20 protein-coding genes and 1 tRNA gene are annotated in these 20,137 nt (G+C 40.9%); 12 read left to right on the top strand and 9 right to left on the bottom strand.

Going from position 1 to position 20,137, the window contains the following annotated elements; translation table 11 throughout:
- Positions 1-62 precede the first annotated feature (62 nt).
- The 4 genes from DC487_RS04360 to DC487_RS04345 all read left to right on the top strand — a co-directional run bounded on the left by DC487_RS04360 (position 63) and on the right by DC487_RS04345 (position 2,550).
- The gene (locus tag DC487_RS04360; protein WP_116774695.1) at positions 63-1,124 is read left to right on the top strand and encodes a hypothetical protein; all 1,062 of its coding nucleotides are present in this window, start codon (positions 63-65) and stop codon (positions 1,122-1,124) included.
- 183 nt (positions 1,125-1,307) lie between these two features.
- Complete coding sequence (locus DC487_RS04355) at positions 1,308-1,619, top strand: helix-turn-helix domain-containing protein (protein WP_116774694.1); 312 nt, start codon at positions 1,308-1,310, stop codon at positions 1,617-1,619.
- On the top strand, positions 1,600-1,902 hold the full coding sequence (locus DC487_RS04350) for a helix-turn-helix domain-containing protein (protein ID WP_116774693.1): 303 nt from the start codon (positions 1,600-1,602) through the stop codon (positions 1,900-1,902). Before DC487_RS04355 ends, DC487_RS04350 begins: the two co-directional genes overlap by 20 nt.
- 264 nt (positions 1,903-2,166) lie before the next feature.
- Positions 2,167-2,550: a response regulator gene (locus DC487_RS04345; RefSeq protein ID WP_116774692.1), complete on the top strand. Its 384-nt coding sequence runs from the start codon at positions 2,167-2,169 to the stop codon at positions 2,548-2,550.
- A gap of 2 nt (positions 2,551-2,552) precedes the next feature.
- Here the strand turns inward: DC487_RS04345 and DC487_RS04340 are convergent, their stop codons facing one another.
- From DC487_RS04340 to fabV, 6 genes are all read right to left on the bottom strand, one after another.
- Positions 2,553-3,404, bottom strand: a complete 852-nt coding sequence (locus tag DC487_RS04340) for a pPIWI-associating nuclease domain-containing protein (RefSeq protein ID WP_116774691.1) — start codon at positions 3,402-3,404, stop codon at positions 2,553-2,555.
- A 78-nt stretch (positions 3,405-3,482) separates the two neighbouring features.
- Positions 3,483-4,259, bottom strand: coding sequence for a hypothetical protein (locus DC487_RS04335; RefSeq protein ID WP_116774690.1), 777 nt, complete (start codon positions 4,257-4,259; stop codon positions 3,483-3,485).
- On the bottom strand, positions 4,252-5,244 hold the full coding sequence (locus tag DC487_RS04330) for an SMODS domain-containing nucleotidyltransferase (RefSeq protein WP_116774689.1): 993 nt from the start codon (positions 5,242-5,244) through the stop codon (positions 4,252-4,254). The genes DC487_RS04335 and DC487_RS04330 overlap by 8 nt, the downstream gene beginning before the upstream one ends.
- Positions 5,245-5,762: 518 nt before the next feature.
- Complete coding sequence (locus tag DC487_RS04325) at positions 5,763-6,836, bottom strand: DUF932 domain-containing protein (RefSeq protein ID WP_116775037.1); 1,074 nt, start codon at positions 6,834-6,836, stop codon at positions 5,763-5,765.
- 577 nt (positions 6,837-7,413) lie between these two features.
- Positions 7,414-8,664: a site-specific integrase gene (locus DC487_RS04320; protein WP_116774688.1), complete on the bottom strand. Its 1,251-nt coding sequence runs from the start codon at positions 8,662-8,664 to the stop codon at positions 7,414-7,416.
- Between the two features lie 293 nt (positions 8,665-8,957).
- Positions 8,958-10,157 carry an enoyl-ACP reductase FabV gene (fabV, locus tag DC487_RS04315; protein ID WP_116774687.1) on the bottom strand — a complete coding sequence of 400 codons (1,200 nt, stop codon included), beginning with the start codon at positions 10,155-10,157 and terminating at the stop codon, positions 8,958-8,960.
- A gap of 185 nt (positions 10,158-10,342) precedes the next feature.
- On the opposite strand from fabV, the gene xerD reads away from it, so the two are divergent.
- The 5 genes from xerD (at position 10,343) to DC487_RS04290 (ending at position 14,864) form a co-directional block, all read left to right on the top strand.
- Complete coding sequence (gene xerD / locus DC487_RS04310; RefSeq protein WP_116775036.1) at positions 10,343-11,251, top strand: site-specific tyrosine recombinase XerD; 909 nt, start codon at positions 10,343-10,345, stop codon at positions 11,249-11,251.
- A gap of 83 nt (positions 11,252-11,334) precedes the next feature.
- Positions 11,335-11,682 carry a DUF2946 family protein gene (locus DC487_RS04305; protein ID WP_165799013.1) on the top strand — a complete coding sequence of 116 codons (348 nt, stop codon included), beginning with the start codon at positions 11,335-11,337 and terminating at the stop codon, positions 11,680-11,682.
- Positions 11,683-11,733: 51 nt separating this feature from the next.
- A complete protein-coding gene (locus DC487_RS04300) occupies positions 11,734-14,046 on the top strand; it encodes a TonB-dependent receptor (protein ID WP_116774685.1) in 2,313 nt (770 codons plus the stop codon).
- 11 nt (positions 14,047-14,057) lie between these two features.
- Positions 14,058-14,705 (top strand): hypothetical protein, encoded by a 648-nt coding sequence (locus DC487_RS04295; protein ID WP_116774684.1) that lies wholly within the window; start codon positions 14,058-14,060, stop codon positions 14,703-14,705.
- 87 nt (positions 14,706-14,792) lie between these two features.
- A tRNA-Arg gene (locus DC487_RS04290) sits at positions 14,793-14,864 on the top strand.
- A gap of 91 nt (positions 14,865-14,955) precedes the next feature.
- Here DC487_RS04290 and DC487_RS04285 read toward each other — a convergent pair.
- Positions 14,956-15,165, bottom strand: coding sequence for a hypothetical protein (locus tag DC487_RS04285; RefSeq protein WP_116774683.1), 210 nt, complete (start codon positions 15,163-15,165; stop codon positions 14,956-14,958).
- Positions 15,166-15,276: 111 nt separating this feature from the next.
- Here DC487_RS04285 and DC487_RS04280 point away from each other — a divergent pair, with 111 nt between their 5' ends.
- Positions 15,277-16,608, top strand: coding sequence for a DNA recombination protein RmuC (locus tag DC487_RS04280; protein WP_116774682.1), 1,332 nt, complete (start codon positions 15,277-15,279; stop codon positions 16,606-16,608).
- On the opposite strand, the gene DC487_RS04275 is transcribed toward DC487_RS04280, so the two are convergent.
- Positions 16,592-18,352, bottom strand: coding sequence for a M14 family metallopeptidase (locus DC487_RS04275; protein WP_239016315.1), 1,761 nt, complete (start codon positions 18,350-18,352; stop codon positions 16,592-16,594). The two genes, DC487_RS04280 and DC487_RS04275, sit on opposite strands and share 17 nt — an antisense overlap.
- Positions 18,353-18,381: 29 nt before the next feature.
- Positions 18,382-19,065, bottom strand: a complete 684-nt coding sequence (gene radC, locus DC487_RS04270; RefSeq protein ID WP_116774681.1) for a RadC family protein — start codon at positions 19,063-19,065, stop codon at positions 18,382-18,384.
- A 137-nt stretch (positions 19,066-19,202) separates the two neighbouring features.
- On the opposite strand from radC, the gene DC487_RS04265 reads away from it, so the two are divergent.
- On the top strand, positions 19,203-19,661 hold the full coding sequence (locus DC487_RS04265; protein WP_116774680.1) for a peptidylprolyl isomerase: 459 nt from the start codon (positions 19,203-19,205) through the stop codon (positions 19,659-19,661).
- A 32-nt stretch (positions 19,662-19,693) separates the two neighbouring features.
- A complete protein-coding gene (locus tag DC487_RS04260) occupies positions 19,694-20,110 on the top strand; it encodes a DUF5606 family protein (protein ID WP_116774679.1) in 417 nt (138 codons plus the stop codon).
- Positions 20,111-20,137 lie beyond the last annotated feature (27 nt).

Below are 20,137 nucleotides of genomic sequence, written 5' to 3'. Positions count from 1 at the left end.
AATAAACCTATGGAAAGAACTGTCTTTTCAATATATAGAACAAAAAATAATTTATCATACCTATGAGTGCAGACGTTACGAGAATAGAATTAGCCAAGGCTTTAAAATCAATCAAAGCTATTGCCACACCAACACAGTTTGAAGAAACAAAAAAGTTATACATCCAAGAAGGTGGTGAAGAAAGTGTTATGAGTGCAGTTAATGGTCTTTCAGAAGAAGATGAGTTTTCTATGCTAACCAAACTGCTTAACACGGCTACCCATATCATTGGTTTAGAACAACGACCATTAATCGAGGGTGAATATATTGTTCCTGACCTATTTGTAAATCTAAAAATGGGAAATGCAGTGAATGGGAAATCTGCAAAAGATTTTGGAGAATATAAATGTTTAATAGAAGTCAAATCAACCGAAAAAGACAATTTTAAAATTGGTGGAAGCAGGTTAAAAAGACTGAGAAACATTTCTGATTTAATGGGGTTTCCACTACTATTTGCGATTAGATTTTTGAGAGCAAAACAAAATGCCTTTTGGGCAATTATTGAAGACGACAGGAGTTCAACTTCCTTAAACGTTACCTATCAGGCTGCAATTGATGGAGTGAGAAATGTTGTATGGAACGAGTATATTTTAACACCTAATCCTAATTTAATTATAAAATGCGAATTTTCTAAATCTGCAACAATTAACTCTATTCAACATAATGAGTATGGAAATCAATTATCAGCTACATTTACAGACGGAACAAATACTTTAACCCAAAATAGCTCTGAAGCCTTTATGACTTGTGGTTTATTAGAAACCTACAATTTGCAAGAAATTAAAGTGGAAAAAATAAATGATGATAAAACCATTCAATATTTACGTCCCACGCTGGGTTCAGCTTTTCTTGCAGACCTAATTTATAAAATGAATAATCTAATTGTAGATGAATTTGGTAACGTTGTTTACGACGCATCAAAACTTGTAGTTCGTTCTGATACAGGAGCTCACGAAACATTAGTAAACAGGCAGCTAATAGAAGTTTTAGCAAAACCATTAGTAGACAAAAAGTTATTGTTTATAGGAGCAATCGGCGACCTCGATAAACAGCTAAATAAATGGAAAGAATTTGGCGGGAAATAAATTGTTTCAAGTTGTAGGCATACAGAAGTAAAATTAATAAACAGAAGATATAGCGGTACGTTCTTTGGGGAACTGTACCGCTTACTTTTTAAGCCAAATACTGCCTCTCAAAGCCAAACCCTGCAACATTTCCCACCCCTGCAATAAATCTTTATAAATTCGACTTCCACAATTGAGCAAACTATGGAAGTTATCGCAATACAAAAATCCGCATTTGACGGAATGAAGAATGAGCTAAAGGAACTTTTGGAAATGACCGAAAAAGTCACGAGAAAATACACGCCGATTTTCAAAGCGGAAAAATGGCTCGATAACCAGGAAGTGTGTTTGATGATGAACATCACTAAACGGACTTTACAGACCTATAAGGACAAAGGGTTATTGCCTTATTCCAAACTAAACCGTAAGAATTATTATAAACTCACGGACGTACAGGCTTTGCTCGAAGCCGGACAGCCGTACAATACAGATGGCAATGGATTTACTGACCAATGAAGCTGAAGAAGTCATCGAACAAAAGGAGATGATATTACAGTTAAGAAGCCGTATAGAAGAAATACTGAAAAACTATCGTCCTGTAATGAACGGAGAAATTTATTTGTCGGGCGAAGATGTGTGCAAGATGCTCCATATCAGCAAACGGACTTTACAACAGTATCGTGATGATAATATCCTGCCGCATATACAAATAGGCGGTAAGATTATTTACAAGGAAAGTGATATTCTGACTATACTGGAAAAGAACTATATCTCCAACAATACAAATAACCAATTTTAGTACAGATTAATACTTTCGTATCAGAACGAGTTTAGTATCTTTGCTTTTGAAAATATAGAAATACTTAAAGTGTTTTTGCTTTAGGTTCCGCATTAGAAACTGGTAATTTTTAACACCCCGGAACAGATAAGTAAGAACGCTCACGTCATAGGCGTGGGCGCTCGCTTATTTGGGGGTCAGGCGTACCAGTGCCTTAATGCCAGTAAGTGTGGTTGCCTGCGCTTCTTTTTTGTGCAGGGCTACATAAACTCAAAAAAGTATGATATGGAAACTGGTACAGCACAAAAAAGAATTACCCTCGCCTTTATCAATGATAAAAGCCCTATTTTGGATTTAACCTGCAATGACCTCGTTGCTTCGGAAATTGAAGTATTGTTTCGTTCGGAAAATATTGAAGACGGGCTATCCCAATTTTTAGCATTAAAAGAGCTTCCCACAGTTTGTATTATTGACCTTGATTTTTACGACAAGAATGTGCTGGCACAGCTTCAAAAATTAAGTACAGAATACCCTATAATCAAACTGATTGCGCACAGCGATATTGATGATGAGAAAGTTGGTAAGGCTCTACTGGATATTGGTTTTTCAAGTTATTTACTACTTGGTAGCGATGTAAATGATTTTAAGAAAGCTATCTTCAGCGCTTAAGACTATATTTCATCCTCATCATCTCCATACCAACTTGAAGTATCCACATCGTAGTCATCAACCTCAAACTTAGTGGAAGGAAAATCCTCATCAATTTGATAGCGTATCTTCGTTTCGAAAGGAAATGTTTCTGGCAAGTCTAACCCGTCACCCTCACGTCTTTCTTTATTTGATCCATATTCAAGAATTACATGTAAATCTCCAAAGACGTCCACTACAATTTCATATTCATTAATTTCAGAAATATGATATTCTGATACCTCACTATATTCCAATGAATGATGAGGTGCAAGCTGATCAACATTCTCAAAAAAGTTAGTTACAACGGATGATATCATATGCTCTTCGATATGCCCATCGAGGAATTGTTTAAGATCTTCACGATAGTTCTCAATTGTTTCTACTAAACTAATGAAAGCGTTAAGTACATCTTGGCTCATACGTTCGACTTCAGAATCGCTAATATTGAACACCTCTGGATTAATATGAGTGTACTTGCTTAAAGTATTGATTGTTTCCTTTACCTCTCTTATCATGTCTTTGAGTTCGTCAACATCAAATCCCCAACCATCTAAAAAAGTGTCGTCTATTCCACCTTGGACTGCGTATTTAATTCTTTGGTTTCTTGTAGGTTTTCCGTCTGTAGTTTCGGGGCTAAACCAAATACAATTTTTCACACGTTCTTCCGGAGCAAGGTTATGTAAAAAATGCCTTGACAACTCTCTTATAGAATATGCAAAATTATTAAAGCGAAGTTTGTTTGTTCGATCTTTTAGACTAGCAAGTGATGCCTCGAAAAGATCAAGCTCAAATTGATTGGTAAGTATCTGCTTAATTTTTTCTGTTTTTTCCATCTTCTAAAATAACTGTAGTGGAGACGAGAAGAGTATTTTAAATAATACTCTAATAATCGTATCCATTTTTTGCAGTAATTATTTAAGCTTATATTGTTCCTTTATTTTTTCCCAATCAGCAGATAACTTCGGATTGTATTTGTTGTACGTTTGCTCGCTGACTAAAAGATTGAAAGTCGCAAGAGTGGTCTCATAGTTCAATACTAATAATATAATTTCTGGCTCTTTCTTCTTTACATCAAGCTCTCCTATAAGATCATTATACAATCTGCAATAACTATCTAATATATTTTTCATTCGAAGACAAAAAACTGAATGGTTGATAGCGTCAGAAATAAGAAATATAGGCAGTGTAAGCTGTATAACCATAGATAAAACCGTATTATAACCCTGTAAGGCGATAGATATGATGAAAATGATGACTGCAATATTGACAATCCATTTCGATTTTAGTGATTTTATGGATAGACTGTATGTGAAGAAGCAACTTTCAAAACTATTAGCCCCCATACGCATGATACCTGTTTCTACAGTATCGTTATTATAGTACCTATTGGAACGGTCTGCAGAATAATTAGTGCCAAATGAGTGGTCAATGAAATCAGCTCTTTTGTTGAAAGAGGTATGGAATATTATATAGCTGATTCCAAATTTTATTATAGCATATAAGAGAATAATTACTGTGTTAGCATTACTGGCGATTTCAGCATAATATTTAAGTTCGGCAATGTAATTGGTAAAGATGAAATTTACCAATGTTAATATTGCTGATGCAATTAGGATATAAAATGATAAGCCGTCTAGCTTTTTTGCCAGCTTAAATGATTCTCTGATAGGATTATAATATTCACTCATATTTTGGGAAATTTGGACCGAAGATTTTTGCCCATTGTTCAATGGCCTTCTGTTGATCTTTCTTATTCAATTCATAGTCAACTGCGGATACTGCAATGTCGTAACAATCTTTTGCTTTATTGGAAATACGCTGTCTTTGTTCAGGTGTTAGGTTATTAATGTTACCCTGAATACTCTTAGGATCTTGTACATCATAGTAAATCGTCTGATATAAATAATAGAAAAAATCGCGAATATTTAGGTCATTATAATCATTTTGGCTTCCTGATTTTTTGACAAAATTGATTACCAAAACTTCAAAAAGATATGAACTAATTTTTGGAGACGTAAAGTTAGCATTCCAAAACTTAAGTGTTCTTACCAATTGGTACACTTTTCCTCCATAATTCGTATTGGTTTCGCTGATATTGTTAATGTCTACACCTGGATTTGTAGCTTTCCAATTGCCTGAGCCATCTGGGATTAGGTAAAACCCACCTACAGTGTAAAAGCATGGTACTATATCATAGCTCCATGCATAAGATGTCAAATTGAGAACAGCCGCTTCTTGGTTACGCTTCGCTTCTGAATTAGAATATTGTGGCACATTTTTCAATGCGCTAACCAATTTGTTAACAACCCTTATAGAATTTAATACGTTGTATTCGTCGGAAAGCAACTTCAAATTATTGGAAGCGTTCGGTGTATGGATATAGTATTTAGAAAGGTCGTATGCATCAACGGAATAATATGCATTGTCTGCTGATAGGCAATACATCAAGTCAATATCATCTAGTGGCCGAATTTTAGTGTTCCTTGAAAAAGAACCATATTTAATATGTTTTTCCGGGTAATCATTTGGAAAATTATCTACACTCTCAGGAAAACCTAGCAACTGATCTATGAGCCATCCTCTGCTTGAGCGAGCTGTGTCGGTAGTAGATTTTAATAAATTGACAACATTCAAATTGAATTCGTCGAATGCTTGATTTACACTTTTCGCCATATCGAGTAATTAATTTAGTTGTTAACTACCGTTATGGTACGCTATTCCTGCATTCGTGTAGTTATCATGTTTACATACAGCGAATTTAATAAATATTTTTTAGATAATGGCCTGAAAATCTGTTAGCGTACTAGAAAAATCAGGGTGTGGTTATAAGTAGAAAATTGCTATAAAAACATTTTACAAATCGCTTATATGTAATAAAGTATGTTAACCAGGCGACGCTCTTTGGCTTCTTTTCTTTGGTCACTGTCTGAAAAGAAAAAAAGTCAATACCAGATATAACAAATGGATAATGAATATCCCACGCAATAACGTAGCGACCTGTTTGTTAAAGTGAGAATTGAGGTCATTGTGCGGCAGTGCATTTTAACAAAGGGACTGCACCGATTTATGCAAAAAGACTGGCCTGACCTTCGGGAGGGAGTGTCTTTTTGCCCCCCCCCCGATTTTTCAGGTCAGGTGAAGTTATACATTAAATAAAGGCGACCACCTTTGCAGGCAGTCGCCTTTGATGATTAATTGAAGTTGAAAATCTCTGCTCCTGAATAGGCAAAGTCTGTACACAGTTCAAAGGCTTTTTGGGTCTTTAACTGTGCTGTACCGCCCATCACAATGGATTGTAGTTTGGCTTCGCTATCCCTGTAATTGCGTACATTCTGAAAGTAGCCTGTAACAGCATTGTAAGCCCCGAATAATGTGCCTTTCGTAGTTGCCATTTGTTGGGTATCGCTTATCATAGCGTATTCAAAGGCATCATCTACGGTGTTTTTGAACACGGTGGAAACTTCATCTTCCGCACCTTTTTTGAGCAGGTTAAGCGTTTCTTTGTTCGGGCAAAGTGCCAACTGGATTAGCTTTCTTACTTCTCGGTCTGTTACCCTTACTTTAGCCCAGTCGTTAAAAATGTTCTCTAACTGTGCGCTCAGGGTGTTGGCAAGTCCCATAACCTTGTGAGCGTTTTCAAGGCGTTGTTTTGCTCCTGACGTGTGTTTGATACGCACAATGTTTGTCATACTCTGCAATGAAGCGTTAAGGGTGTTTTGGCATACGATACGGATAGGGGTAAACGCTGCGGTAATACTTCCGCTACCGTCGTGGCTTGTGGTTAAGAAGATGTACTTTTCGGTAACATCGTCGCCGTTACCTACTCGGATATAGTCGGGCAGCTTGGCAGTGATAAAAATGCGTTCCCCGTTGCCCAATGCTCCTGCGGTTTCGTACAATATACCATCGCCTCCGCCTACAATAGCATCAAAGAAATTGAACGCCTCACGGTTTTGTACGATATGGTAGTCTTTGCCTACTACGCCCAACGGTGTGTTGGTGTCGGTGCGGAGTGTGGCGAAACTGTTAGGTACTAAGATGTCGTTGGCATCAATAAGCTCTCCGCTGTCGCCTATGCTCATTGTTCTGCCCTGTGTAAACAGTGGAGATTTGATAACCTCGTAATCTAAACCTGCGTGTACGATTGCTTCCTCGCTTGTTGGGTACTGCTCTACGATTTGCCCTAAACTGTGCCACGCTTTTTGTTGAACGCTGAAAAATGAATGACGTCCTGTTTGCTCATTGAAATTGATGTTGTGTGCCATAATGCTAAAATTTTGATGTTTGAAAAAATGTTGTTTACTCACTCGCTTTTCTCGTTTTCCGCTTCCCGTTGTGGTTGGCTCCGCTTCGCTTCGCATAAATTTTTCCAAAAGAAAAACCGGAAAAAAGAAAGCAGATAATCCAAGCGGGCAACAGCGCAAAACCGAAAGGAAACGGAATAAGTCCCGGAGGGTGGCAAGGCAACACACAACAACTCGGCGAAGCCATCATTTTGCCTTGCCATTATGCCGTAGTCTTTTGGTTGGCTGTGTGGGGACGCTGCCCGCTATAACTTAGCTGCCTTTTTGCGGTTGATTTTGGAAATTTTCTGTTCTAAATTTTTATGGCATTAATGACCGGGCTATTATAGCCTATAATAGAGATTTGAAAAACGGAATAGCAAGGGGCGTTAGATAAGGGCTTCGTTTTTCAATTTTCTATTTAGCAAGTAGGTATTAGCTCTTTTACAGCGTTGGACTGGGTAGAGGAAAGTAAATGTGCTTTACCTACACAAAAAGTATGGGCATAAAAAAAGCAGAACCGTTGAAGTTCTGCTCATTGTGATTAAATAAAAGCCGATTAGATTCCCATCATAAACGCTTCTTCCATAGCCTTGAATTTAGGGGTAACCAAATCCATATCCTTACTGATTTTTTGACTTGTAATTTTAGCATAAATCTGTGTAGTGGAAATGTTTTTATGCCCCATCATTTTGCTTAGGCTTTCAAGCGGTACGCCCTCGGTCAAAAACATTGTTCCGAAAGTATGCCTTGCCGTGTGAAACGTTACTTTTTGTTCTGTAATAATCTCTGCTTTTTCAACCAATTTACCTATGTGCGTATTACAGGTTGAATTGGTCGGAACCGGAAAGATAAATTCATTCCTTGTAGTACCCTGATACTTCTCAATGATACGTTTAGGGATTTCCATTAACCGAACATTGGAAGCAATATCTGACTTCTTTCTCCTGCTGATAATCCATTGATGACCGTCAAAGAATGAGTGAATATTGTTCCTTGTCAGTTTCTTAATATCCGCATAAGCCAATCCGGTAAAGCAACTGAAAATAAACAGGTCTTTTACTAATTCATACCGTGGGTGCGGTGGTACGCACATCGTCAGCTTTTCTACATCTTCTTTGAGGATATAACCTCGGTCGGTTTCTTCCATATTGATTTCATAATCCTGAAACGGATTATCACGTATCAAACCTTTTTTAATAGCCAGTTCCACCAAACTTAATACAGGCAATGTGTAAACCCAAACCGTATTATGCGAAGATTGTAAGTCGTACCGTAGGTAAAAATCAAACTCTCGGATAAAATCGCCAGTCAATTCTCGGAAAGCCATATCATCACGATGATAGCGTTCTTTGATAAACTTGGCAAGGTGGTTGTAAACTACAATATACTTGTAATAAGTACTTAGCGCACGTTCTCCCTTTTCTACCAGTTTTTTAAAATCTTCATTTTGGTCGTTGAATACTTTTAATATAGCATCCTCCATTACACCGACACCCAAAAATGACAATTTCACTTTTTGGGAGGTTGCAAAGCCCTCTTGCTTCAGCATATCTTCATAAATCTTGTCGATACGCCCACGTATATTATCCAGCTTCCTATTGATGCTTAATGCATGCGCACTTTTGCCCTGAACTCTTCCGTGTTTTAAATCCCAATTATTGGGGTCAATTTCTAACTTTGTTCCGAAAGTTTTCGGGGTTCCGTCAATGGTAATACGTGCCATAATCGGGGCATTACCGTTCTTTTTCAGTTCGTTCTTTTTCAAATAGAAAAGCAGTTTGAACGTCGATTTTTTTGTCTGCTCCATAACTCAAATGTTTAATGTTTAAAATTAAATTACATTGAGTTACAAGGGAATGTAGAAAAGGGTGCAAAAGACTGAAATATAATCAGCTAAGTTATGATGGTACCTTTATCAATCGGTAACGAATTAGTAACCTAACCTTGTCAATTTAAGCCCAAAACCTATCAGACACCGACTTCCGAACTAAGACTACTCTTTTTATAAAGCCTTGTATAGCAAAGGTTTTAACCGTTTTGCTTACTTTTGCTTTTTACTAATCTTTTTTTTTGTAAAAACTGCTAAAAGCAGGTTTAAAATTATGCTTGAATAGAAGGAACTCCAACTACTTCATTCGTATCTGCTTCGTAATCGATGCCATCTACTTGGAAACCAAACAAACCAAAGAATTCTTCACGGTATCCTTTGATATCAGAGATTTCTTCTAAGTTTTCTGTAGAGATTTGTTGCCACAATGCCGCTACTTCCTCTTGCACATCGGCACGCATTTCCCAATCGTCTACGCGGATACGTCCTTTTTCGTCTAACGCTGGTGCATGTCCGCTGTACAATTGTGTTGCAAATAGACGTTGCATTTGCTCTACTGTACCTTCGTGAATGCCTTTTTCTTTCATCACTTTGTACAACAAAGAGATGTACAATGGCACAACCGGAATAGCCGAACTAGACTGCGTTACCAAAGCTTTGTTGACAGACACGTAAGATACGCCATTCAAATCAGCAAGCAATTCGTTCAATGCAGGAACTGTCGCTTCTAAGTTATCTTTTGCACGACCGATCGTACCATTACGATATATTGGGTATGTCAACTCAGGGCCGATATAAGAATAAGCAACCGTTTTTACACCTTCTGCCAAAACACCAGCAGCTTTCAGATCTTCGATCCAGAATTGCCAATCTTCACCGCCCATTACCGCTACGGTGTTTTCGATATCCTCGTCATTCTCGATCGGATTGATGGTAATATCAGAAACCACACCGCTGTGGAAATCTACCGTTTTATCGGTAAATGGTTGACCAATTGGCTTCAACACAGAACCGTGAGCCACACCTGTTTTTGGATGTGTACGACGTGGAGATGCTAAAGAATAAACCACTAGATCGACCTGACCTAAGTCTTGTTTAATCAATTCGATGGTTTGCTTTTTCACCTCATCCGAAAAGGCGTCACCATTGATACTTTTTGCATATAATCCGGCTGCTGTAGCTTCTTTTTCGAAGGCAGCCGAATTGTACCAACCTGCTGTACCTGGTTTGCCAGCTGCAGCAGGCTTTTCAAAGAAAACTCCGATTGTTGCTGCGCCAGAACCAAACGCCGCGGTGATACGAGATGAAAGTCCGAAACCGGTCGATGCACCGATTACCAATACTTTTTTAGGACCATTTTCAATGGCTCCTTTGGACTGAACGTAATCAATTTGATTTTTCACGTTCTGAGCAGTACCATCGGGATGGGTTGTCAGACAGATAAATCCTCGTACGCGTGGTTGAATAATCATATGAAATGGGTTGTTAAACTAAATCTATTTTTAAATCAAGCTGCAAAATAAGTAATTATTCCACAGAATCCCATCAACAGGCGCACTCTTTTGAGAATTTTCGCACAGCCACCGTACACGAAATCTTGCGATCGGTTCATCAAAAGCACTTTATGGCTCTTGGTATATTTTCTATCTTTATGGCTATGAATTGGGAGATCTGGAAGAAAGATTATAAGCGGTACCTGCTCTTGGAGCGAGGATTATCTGCGAATTCGATCGAAGCTTACTTATCAGATATCGTCAAGTTGGAAGCTTATGCCATAGAAAATGCTATTGCGCTTCCGCAAATGACTCCACTCGATATTCAACAATTTTTGGCGCAGGTACATCAACAGGATATGGCGCCGACTTCGCAAGCGCGGCTGCTTTCTGCTTTGAAATCCTTCTTTACGTTTTTGCAAATTGAGCATGATCTGCCCAACAATCCAGCGGTGCTGATCGAGGCACCTCGACTGATGCGAAAATTACCGGATGTACTCAGCATCGTCGAGATTGACCGCTTGATTGACAGCATCGACTTATCGCTTCCCGAAGGAATGCGTAACAAAGCGATGCTAGAAGTGCTTTATGGTTGTGGATTGCGGGTGTCCGAATTGGTTTCTCTAAAAATATCCAATCTCTATCTCGAAGCAGAATTTATAAAAGTAGAAGGCAAAGGCAATAAAGAGCGGCTAATACCTATAGGCAGTCAGGCTAGCAAATACTTAAGCATTTATCTCCATGAAAGCAGACCTCAAGTGCCAGTCAAGTCCGGACAAGAAGATATGGTTTTCTTGAACAGGAGAGGTGCTGCTATATCTCGCGTGATGGTATTTCTAATGATTAAAAAACAAGCCGAACAAGCTCAAATTACCAAACACATTAGTCCACACACTTTCCGACATAGCTTTGCCACACATTTGGTGGAGGGCGGCGCCGATCTGCGCGCAGTACAAGATATGCTGGGCCACGAAAGCATCAGTACGACGGAAATATACACCCATTTGGATAATGCGTATTTGCAAACCGTGATGACCGAATTTCATCCCAGATCCAAAAAGCGTTCGCAGTAAGCAAACAAAACCTTGCAACATTATTGCATTTGATGTACCTTTGTTCCGTGTTGAGGAAAGGAAATTACTTTCGGCTAGTTGGAATGCTACTGAGTATCATGCTATGGATGTTTTCCATGGGCGTGGCTACCGTGCATCATCACCTGCCAGAAGATTCCAGAGAACCTCTACATTTCGCACAAGAGAAACAGCATGATCATCAACAGCAAAATGATCCTTGTCGTCATTCTCATGATCATTCCTCTGATCAAGATTGTGGCATCTGTTTTCTCATCCATCACAACAATCCGGTAGTTCTCTCCTATTTTGCCGCAAGCTTTGCCTTGCTGTATCCTGCGACACTACCTCCATCGGCTACGCCGTATTTGTGGTCATTTCCACAAGATCACGATCTTGGTGCGCCATCGCTGCGCGGTCCTCCTCTAGCCTAGAAAATACGCCAATCCCTTTCAAATTAGTTTTTCACTTTATAGATCGAACGTATGTTTCGTTATCTGTGGGTGTTGGCTCTGCTGCTTTCATGCAGTGTAGGAGCAAATGCCCAAAACCCTTGTAGATTAACCCTGTCAGGTACTGTTGTCGACAACCAAGCAAAACCGTTGGTAGGCGTCGCTGTGCGCAATACAAGCAACAATAGCGTTGTCTATACCGATCGTCAAGGTCTATTTAAATTGCAAAATCAATGCGCTGGTGAACAGACCGTAACCTTCAGCTTTTTAGGTTATGATACGGTACAGAGAATCATTTCGCTTCCCACGCAGCAAAATTTACGGATCGTAATGAACGTGGGTGTTGTGCATGTACAGGATGTGACCGTGACCGGAATACAATCTGAACATATCACCAGCAGCAGGCATCATCTTTTGGAAGAAACCAAGCAAGAATTTCGGGCAAAGCCTTTGGCAGAAATGCTCAGTCAGATTGCGGGCGTGAGTCAATTAAATACCGGTTCTAGCATTGCCAAGCCTGTCATCAATGGTTTGCATAGCAATCGCGTGCTCCTACTCAATCACGGTGTGCGCCAAGAAGGACAGCAATGGGGCGCAGAACATGCGCCAGAAATCGATCCCTTCACCGCCGATCGGTTGGAAGTCATCAAAGGTGCAGAAGGTGTGCGCTACGGCGCTGATGCTTTGGGCGGCGTGATCATTAGTACCGCAAATCCAATTGATCCAAGCAAAATAAGTGGGCGTGTGGATTTACTGGGGCAATCCAACGGTCGTGGCGGTGTGGGCAACATTCGCTTGGAAGGCGGAATCTCAAAGATTCCTAATTTGGGATGGCGTATCCAGGCTTCGGGCAAGAAAATTGGGAATTTGCAAACCACAGAGTACGTATTAGGCAATACCGGAGTAGAAGAATTAAACCTTTCGGGTTTGTTGCAATACAACAAAGGCAATCACGATCTGGAGTTTTACTACAGTCATTTCGGCACTAATCTCGGCATTTTCTACGGTGCGCATGTCAGCACCTTGGATGATATTCTGGCTAATATCGAACGTGGTAGACCATCATCAACCTACGATTTCACGTACAACATTGCTTCACCACGTCAGCGTGTGGATCATGATTTAGCTAAGATCAAATGGGTATATACGCTATCTGGACAAACGAAATTAGAAACCCAATTTGCCCTACAACGTAACCGTCGTAAGGAATACGATCTGCGTCGCGTCATGTCGGACGATACGCCCATGGCCGATATGAGCCTCACCACGCAAACGCTAGATATTGCCTTGAAATCCGGACATCATCGCATCGGAATCGACGGCATGTTGCAAGTGAACAACAATGTACCAGGCACAGGCACCACACCGATTATCCCCAACTTTGACAACCACAATCTTGGGGTATACGCCATCACACAGCAGCATTGGGGCAAGTTTCATGGCGAACTGGGCGCACGATACGATTACCGCTACTTTGACGTAGCTGGTTTTCGATACGATTACAGTAGCATTGATGAGAATGGCATTGTCCGCCAATATTTGCTGACAGATCGTCGGCACTTTCACAATTGGAGCGGATCGGCGGGATTGGCCTATCATGCTTCGCCAGCGTGGACTTGGAAGACCAACCTAGGGTTAGCATGGCGTGCGCCTTCGGCGAATGAATTGTATAGCGACGGCCTACATCACGGCAGCGGAACGTATGAAGTAGGTGATCCGAATCTTGCTTCTGAACGAGGTTTCAAGTGGGTAAATTCCATTTTGTTCAAAAGTGAAAATATCGCCATCACCACCGACTTGTACGCGCAATACATTAAAAATTACATCTACGCAACGCCCAACCCAGATTCGGTTCGTCAGACCATTCGCGGTACATTTCCGGTGTTCAATTATCGTCAGCAAGACGCTTTCTTTTATGGTGTAGATCTGCAATTAGATTGGCAGATCAATACCGCTTGGTCTTACACTTTAAAAGGTTCTTTGGTACGCGCACGCGATCTGGAGAACCACACCTATTTCCCATTCATTCCAGCGGATCGCATCCATCAAAGCATCAAATGGCAGTACGGTACCGAGTCGGAAAACTATATCCGCTTAGCGCACGTGTTTGTAGATCGGCAGCGCCGCTTTGATCCGGCTACCGATTACACCCAACCGCCAGCGGCTTATCACTTATTTAATGCCTTTGCGAGTGCAAGGCTACCCATTAAACAGCGTAACATCCAAGTTAATCTAGGTGTAGAAAACATCTTCAACGTGCTCTACAAGGATTACATGGATCGCATGCGCTACTTCTCGCATCAGATGGGAAGAAATATCACACTAGGATTTACATTTCAATTTTAAAAAACAACACGATGAAAAAAACATTGATTTTTCTATTTGCCGCAGTAACTACTTTATCTTTCCAATCTTGTCAGAAAGATGATCCGATTGCAGAAATAGATCAAGAAGAAGTAGGAACGGCAACCATTATTTTTACCGAAGTAAAGCGCGAAGCACACGACGATCATTTCCACTATGAGGATTTTGCGGGTGCGGACAGCGACACGGTGAAGTTTACACCTGCTCCGAATGGACAATTACTTCCTCCAGTAGGCGCCCACCTTCACTTGGAGAAAGGCAAAACCTACCGCGTTTCTTTACAAAGCACGGATTTTGCAGGCAGAAGATCAGAGCAAACTTTCGTAAGTCGTGATGATATTCACCAAGTTTTTTTTACGGCCAATCCAGCGACAGAAATCAGCACGTTTGATTATGTGTATGCAGACAAAAATGCCGCTGGCCAAAACGTCAACGTAGGTGTTACTGGTTACATGACCGTACTGGAGACATCAAGCACGTTTGTGATGCGTTATGTAATGCGCCACCTGAATCCAGGCGTGAAGGCAAACATCACGGCAGCAGACTGGAACAATGCAAATTTCCTAAATTTTGCCGGCGCTACAGATTTAGATCTCAGCTTCGAAATGCACTTCGTAGATGGCGCTGGTCACGACCACTAACAAACAGAACATTCATTATCAAAAGGTTGCTTATTTAGCAACCTTTTTTAGTAATAACATCGGAAAAAATAGTATTTTTGCCGCACTGCCTGCGTAGTTCAATGGATAGAATATCAGATTCCGGTTCTGACGATGTGGGTTCGAATCTCGCCGCGGGCACGTACAAAAAAAGCGCTTTACAGATGTAAGCGCTTTTTTAATGAATCATAGTAATCCACCAACTTATAGTGATATTTCAGAAATATCGGTATTAATCATTTTTAACATTAGTCGTATCTGTCGCGGTCGTATCCAAGTTGATGACCTCCTCATTGGACTGATTGATATTATAACGTTGTTGATCAGCAGGTTCAACCGGCGTCAGCTCGCTATCCACCTCATCCGCTCGCTCTTGCGACGAATGACAGGCCATAAAACTGAATGCACTTATTCCCAAGATGGTGTATATTAGCTTTTTCATAGTATTTTTATTTGATTCCTACTTTTAGAACAGCCTAAGTAGCAGAATTGTTTCCCGGAAGATTGCCTATCTTGGTAAAGCGCACTTCCGCGTAGCACAAAAATAGCTTAGATGATACACACACTTTTAATCATATTGATTGCTTTGGCAGTCATCAATATCCTCCTATTGCTCTTCAAAAAATCGGGCGGCAACAGCTCCAATGCACAATGGCAACATCTAGAGCAGGGCTTAATGCGATTAGATCATCAGCTAGAGCGAATGGACAAGTCAACGCGCGACGATCTACATCGGCATCGTACCGAGAATAGCGCGCTGGCACAAGCTAGTCGCGAAGAATTGGCGGTCAACTTCCGTGCTTTAGAAAAGAGTGCCCAAGAACAAGCCCAAGCACTGCACAGCTTTTTGGGTCAGCGCTTTGAAAGCTTGACGAAGCAACAGTACGAGATCAACAAAACGGCTCATGATCAGCTAAAGGACACTAAGATCAGCATAGAGAATCATCTGAAAGCACTGCGTGAAGATAATAATCGCCAACTGGAGCAAATGCGCCATACGGTCGATGAGAAACTGCAGTCTACACTCGAAAAACGATTGGGTGAATCTTTCAAATTGGTGAGCGATCGATTAGAACTCGTGCACCGAGGCTTGGGCGAGATGCAAACTCTGGCAACTGGCGTAGGCGATCTTAAAAAAGTACTTTCAAATGTGAAAACACGCGGAATATTGGGCGAATACCAACTCGCCAATATTTTGGAGCAGTTACTCACGAATGAGCAATACGCACAAAATGTCGTTACGAAAAAAGGATCACAGGCTAATGTGGAATACGCCATTAAGCTGCCGGGCAAAGACAGCGATGAAACCGTTTGGATGCCCGTAGATTCCAAATTCCCCATCGAGAATTATCAAGCATTGCTGGATGCCTACGAAGTGGGCGAAAAAAGTCAAATTGACTTACAGCAAAAGATCTTGATGCGCAATGTAGAGGCTTTTGCCAAAGATATCAGCGATAAATACATTGATCCACCACATACCACCGATTTCGCGATCATGTTTCTGCCAATCGAAAGTTTGTATGCAGAGATATTACGCCATCCAGGATTATTCGAAACCTTGCAACGCAAATACCGTGTTACGATAACCGGTCCTACTACCCTTTCCGCACTATTAAATAGCTTACAAATGGGCTTCCGCACGTTGGCTGTGCAGAAACGTAGCAGCGAAGTTTGGAAAATACTAGAAGCGGTGAAAACCGAATTCAAAAAGTTCTCCGACCAGCTGGACAAGGTAGACAAGCAATTGAGTTCGGCATCCAAATCATTGCACGATTTGCGCCTCACGCGTACTAATATGATGAGTCGCAAACTACGCGACGTCGGCACGCTTGATGTGCAAGAATCTAATGATTTGCTGGATTTACCAATTACTGAGGACGAATAGATAGCACGCGACCAACCGGATAGAGCATATGCGTATCTTCATAATAGTTGGATTTCTTATAAATCCAATCCAGTTGTGCTCTGCCATTGTTGGCAAAGGAAGGCTCCGTAGCTTTTTTATGTTCTAGTTCTTCCTTCCAAGCAGGATTGGCTTCTAGTAAACGCTGGGCTTCCTCTTCGAAAATGTAGGCCGAGAAGTATTCCTTTTGACTCAAAATAGCATCAAAGAAATTCCAGCGGAAGAAAGAATCGTGCGCTTGAGGTTCTAGCGTCTCGACGATATAGCGGTTGGCCGTCTGATCCATGTCGATCCACCAATCTCCAGCATAAAATTGGCGCTCCATGACCACTGGTTTTACAGCTACTCGTTCATGCATATAATGCCCTTCATAAGGCAAAGAAGCCGTTTTTAGATCGGTTATGTAATACATTTCCAATCGAATCGTGGTATCTCGTTCCAAAGCACGAAGCTTCACCCCATTCGCCAGCAGACGTTCTACCACTCGATCGTACGCTTGTGGAATCACGTAAGCCTTCGGTTTCTCCACTTCTAGCGTGACGTTGTAATGCTTCAGATGCGGGATTTGCATCGTTTTAGGTCGTGTCCGATCATAATATAAGCGATTTTGTCCCGTAACTAAGCTTGGTTTTTCGCCAAACTCATAGCCCAAGAACGTTGTGGAATCTACACGTGTCGTATCCAACGTCCAATTGATCGGGAATAATTGCTGCGTTTTTACGCTTTCCTTCACCTGCTGACGCGTAGCGAGCAGGTTTTCTTTTTCGTGCACCATGACTTCTACCAAATGCTGTAATAACGTGTACGTAGAAGCAACTCGCTGTTCGTAGGATTTCCACATGTGTGTTTCCGGCATAAAGCCAATCGTATGGTGCAATGCGGCGAAGCCGGATGAATAACGGGGCGTTTCTAAAAAGTCTACTAAACCTGATTCTGGCGTTGCGCCAAACGTATTCACATACGGAATCATTGGGTAACCAGAATCTTGCATGCGTTGATACAATGGCTTGGTAAATCTTTCGTCCATTAGCGAAGCTAAGGACGGAGCCAACTTATCTTTCTGTGTCGCAATCAAGGTCATAATATATTGATAATCCGCTCCATTGCTGGCATGCGTATCAAAAAATAGATCCGGATCCCAAGTGGTAAATAATTGTTGAAAAAGCAGCGAGTTTCTAGTATCGGCCTTAATAAAATCACGATTCAAATCATAGTTTTGGCGACTTCCGCGAAAACCATAGGCCACAGGTCCATTTTGATTAACTCGAGAAACGCCTCTATTCAGCATACCAGCTACATTATATACCGGAATTATGCAAATCACGACGTCTTTCGGCAATTTATTATCTCGTAAAATATCTCTGCAAAATAACATGCCTACATCAATACCTTCCGGTTCGCCGGGGTGTATGCCATTATTCACTAGCAAAACAGCTTTGCGTTTTGCTTTGATACTTTCCGGATCAAAATCTTCATATGCTGAGAGTACCATGAGGTGCAAAGGTTTGCCTACATCCGTCTTTCCAATCTCTAGCAGTTTAGCTTGCGGATATTGGTCAGCCAAAGTCTTGTAGAAAGTAACCACTTCTTCGTAAGTAGCTGTGGTATTGTGCGCAGCATCCCCTTCGTAAGGCGTTATTTGTGCGAACGCACTAAAGCAAAGAGCATAGCAAACGAGAAAAAATACCAAAAGAGATTTGTAGTAGGAAAAGATCATGTAATGCATACATCAAATATACATAAAGATGCTCGGCGCTATAGCAGTCCTTCGTCTCGAAAGCTAAAATAATCCTGATCCGTAAAAATGACATGATCGTTGACACGGATATCCATCAATATCGCTGCATCTATAATACGTGTAGTCAACTGCTTGTCGGATGTGCTAGGAGATAATGTTCCCGACGGATGATTATGAATCAAGATCATCGAATGCGCATTAGCTTGCAAAGCATGGCGCAAAATGACACGAATATCTACCGGGGTAAAATCATTGCCCCCGCGACCAATCAATTGCTTATCTATCACCTTACAACCCGTATTTAAGTACAATACCCAGAACTCTTCGTGCGGCAGATCTTGCAAGCGATCTCGAAAAAATGTATACACTCGTTTACTACTATTCAACACCGCCGAAGGCGTTTCTATAGTATCTTTACGACGTCGACCGATTTCCATAGCGGCGATAATACTGATCGCTTTGGCTTGCCCGATACCGTGATAACGACATAAATCAGCAACCTCTAGCTTAGAGAGCATCGCCAAATTATTTTCAACTCCAGAAAGAACGCGTCGACACAATTCAACCGCACTTTCCTGCGCTGAGCCTGAGCCAATCAGGATGGCTAATAACTCCGCATTCGTTAGCGCTCGCCTTCCCTGTTCTATCAATTTCTCGCGAGGGCGATCTGCTTCTGCCCATTCATGTATCGCCAACTTCATAACACCGTACTTAAATTTACAAAATTACTTTTAAAGATAATTTATTTTCCCTTAAATAATGAACAGATTCTTGTCGACAGGATCAATTTCCTGATTATCCTTAGAAAACGTATCTTTGCTGTTCAGTAATTTTAGATATGAGTAAAGCAATAATTAAAACCGAAAAAGGTGATATGACTGTGCAGTTCTACACACAGGACGCGCCTAAAACTGTAGAAAATTTTATAAAATTAGCTAAATCAGGTTATTACAATGGATTGACTTTCCACCGTGTTATCCCTGATTTTGTGATTCAGGGAGGTTGCCCAAATACACGCGAAGGTGCGTCAGGAATGCCAGGTACTGGTGGACCAGGTTACCATATTGATTGTGAGTTGACAGGTGAAAACCAATACCACGACCGCGGTGTATTATCTATGGCTCACGCCGGTAGAAACACAGGTGGTTCTCAATTTTTCGTATGCCACAGCCGTACCAACACTGCTCACTTAGACCGTAACCATACTTGTTTTGGTAAAGTCATTGAAAACGTTGATGTCGTAGATGATATCCGTCAAGGTGATCGTATTTTGAGTATCGACGTGATCGAAGATTAATAATCCATCTGTTAATACGTAGAAACAAAAGCATGAATTTAAGAGGATTAGTATCGGTAACTGGAAAGCCCGGATTATTTAAATTAATTGGCCAGAACAAAGGTGGTTTCATCTTGGAAAGTTTAGATGCCGCTAAAGTGAAAATTGTCATCAACATGTCGAACAGTAAAATGGCGACATTGGAAGATATCACGATCTACGGTGATGAAGAGGAAATTCGTTTGTTGGATATCTTTGAAACGTTGAAAACTAGCGATATTGAAATTCCAGCAGTAAAGGCTGATGGAACTACACTTCGCAATTTCTTTAGAGAAGTCGCTCCTGGCCATGATGAGAGCCGCGTATATAGTTCGGATATCAAAAAAGTAATCACTTGGTACACGATTATCAAAGAACTTCCTTTGTTTAACGAAGAAGCTCCTGAGCCTCTAGGCGAAGAACAAGCCTAAACTGGAGTTGATCGTCTGATCTACCAG

It is taken from the genome of Sphingobacterium corticibacter (assembly GCF_003076635.1).
GTDB classification, from domain to species: Bacteria; Bacteroidota; Bacteroidia; order Sphingobacteriales; family Sphingobacteriaceae; genus Sphingobacterium; species Sphingobacterium corticibacter.
The sequence above is the reverse complement of the archived record's forward strand: the minus strand, read 5'-3'. Positions and strand labels throughout refer to the sequence as shown.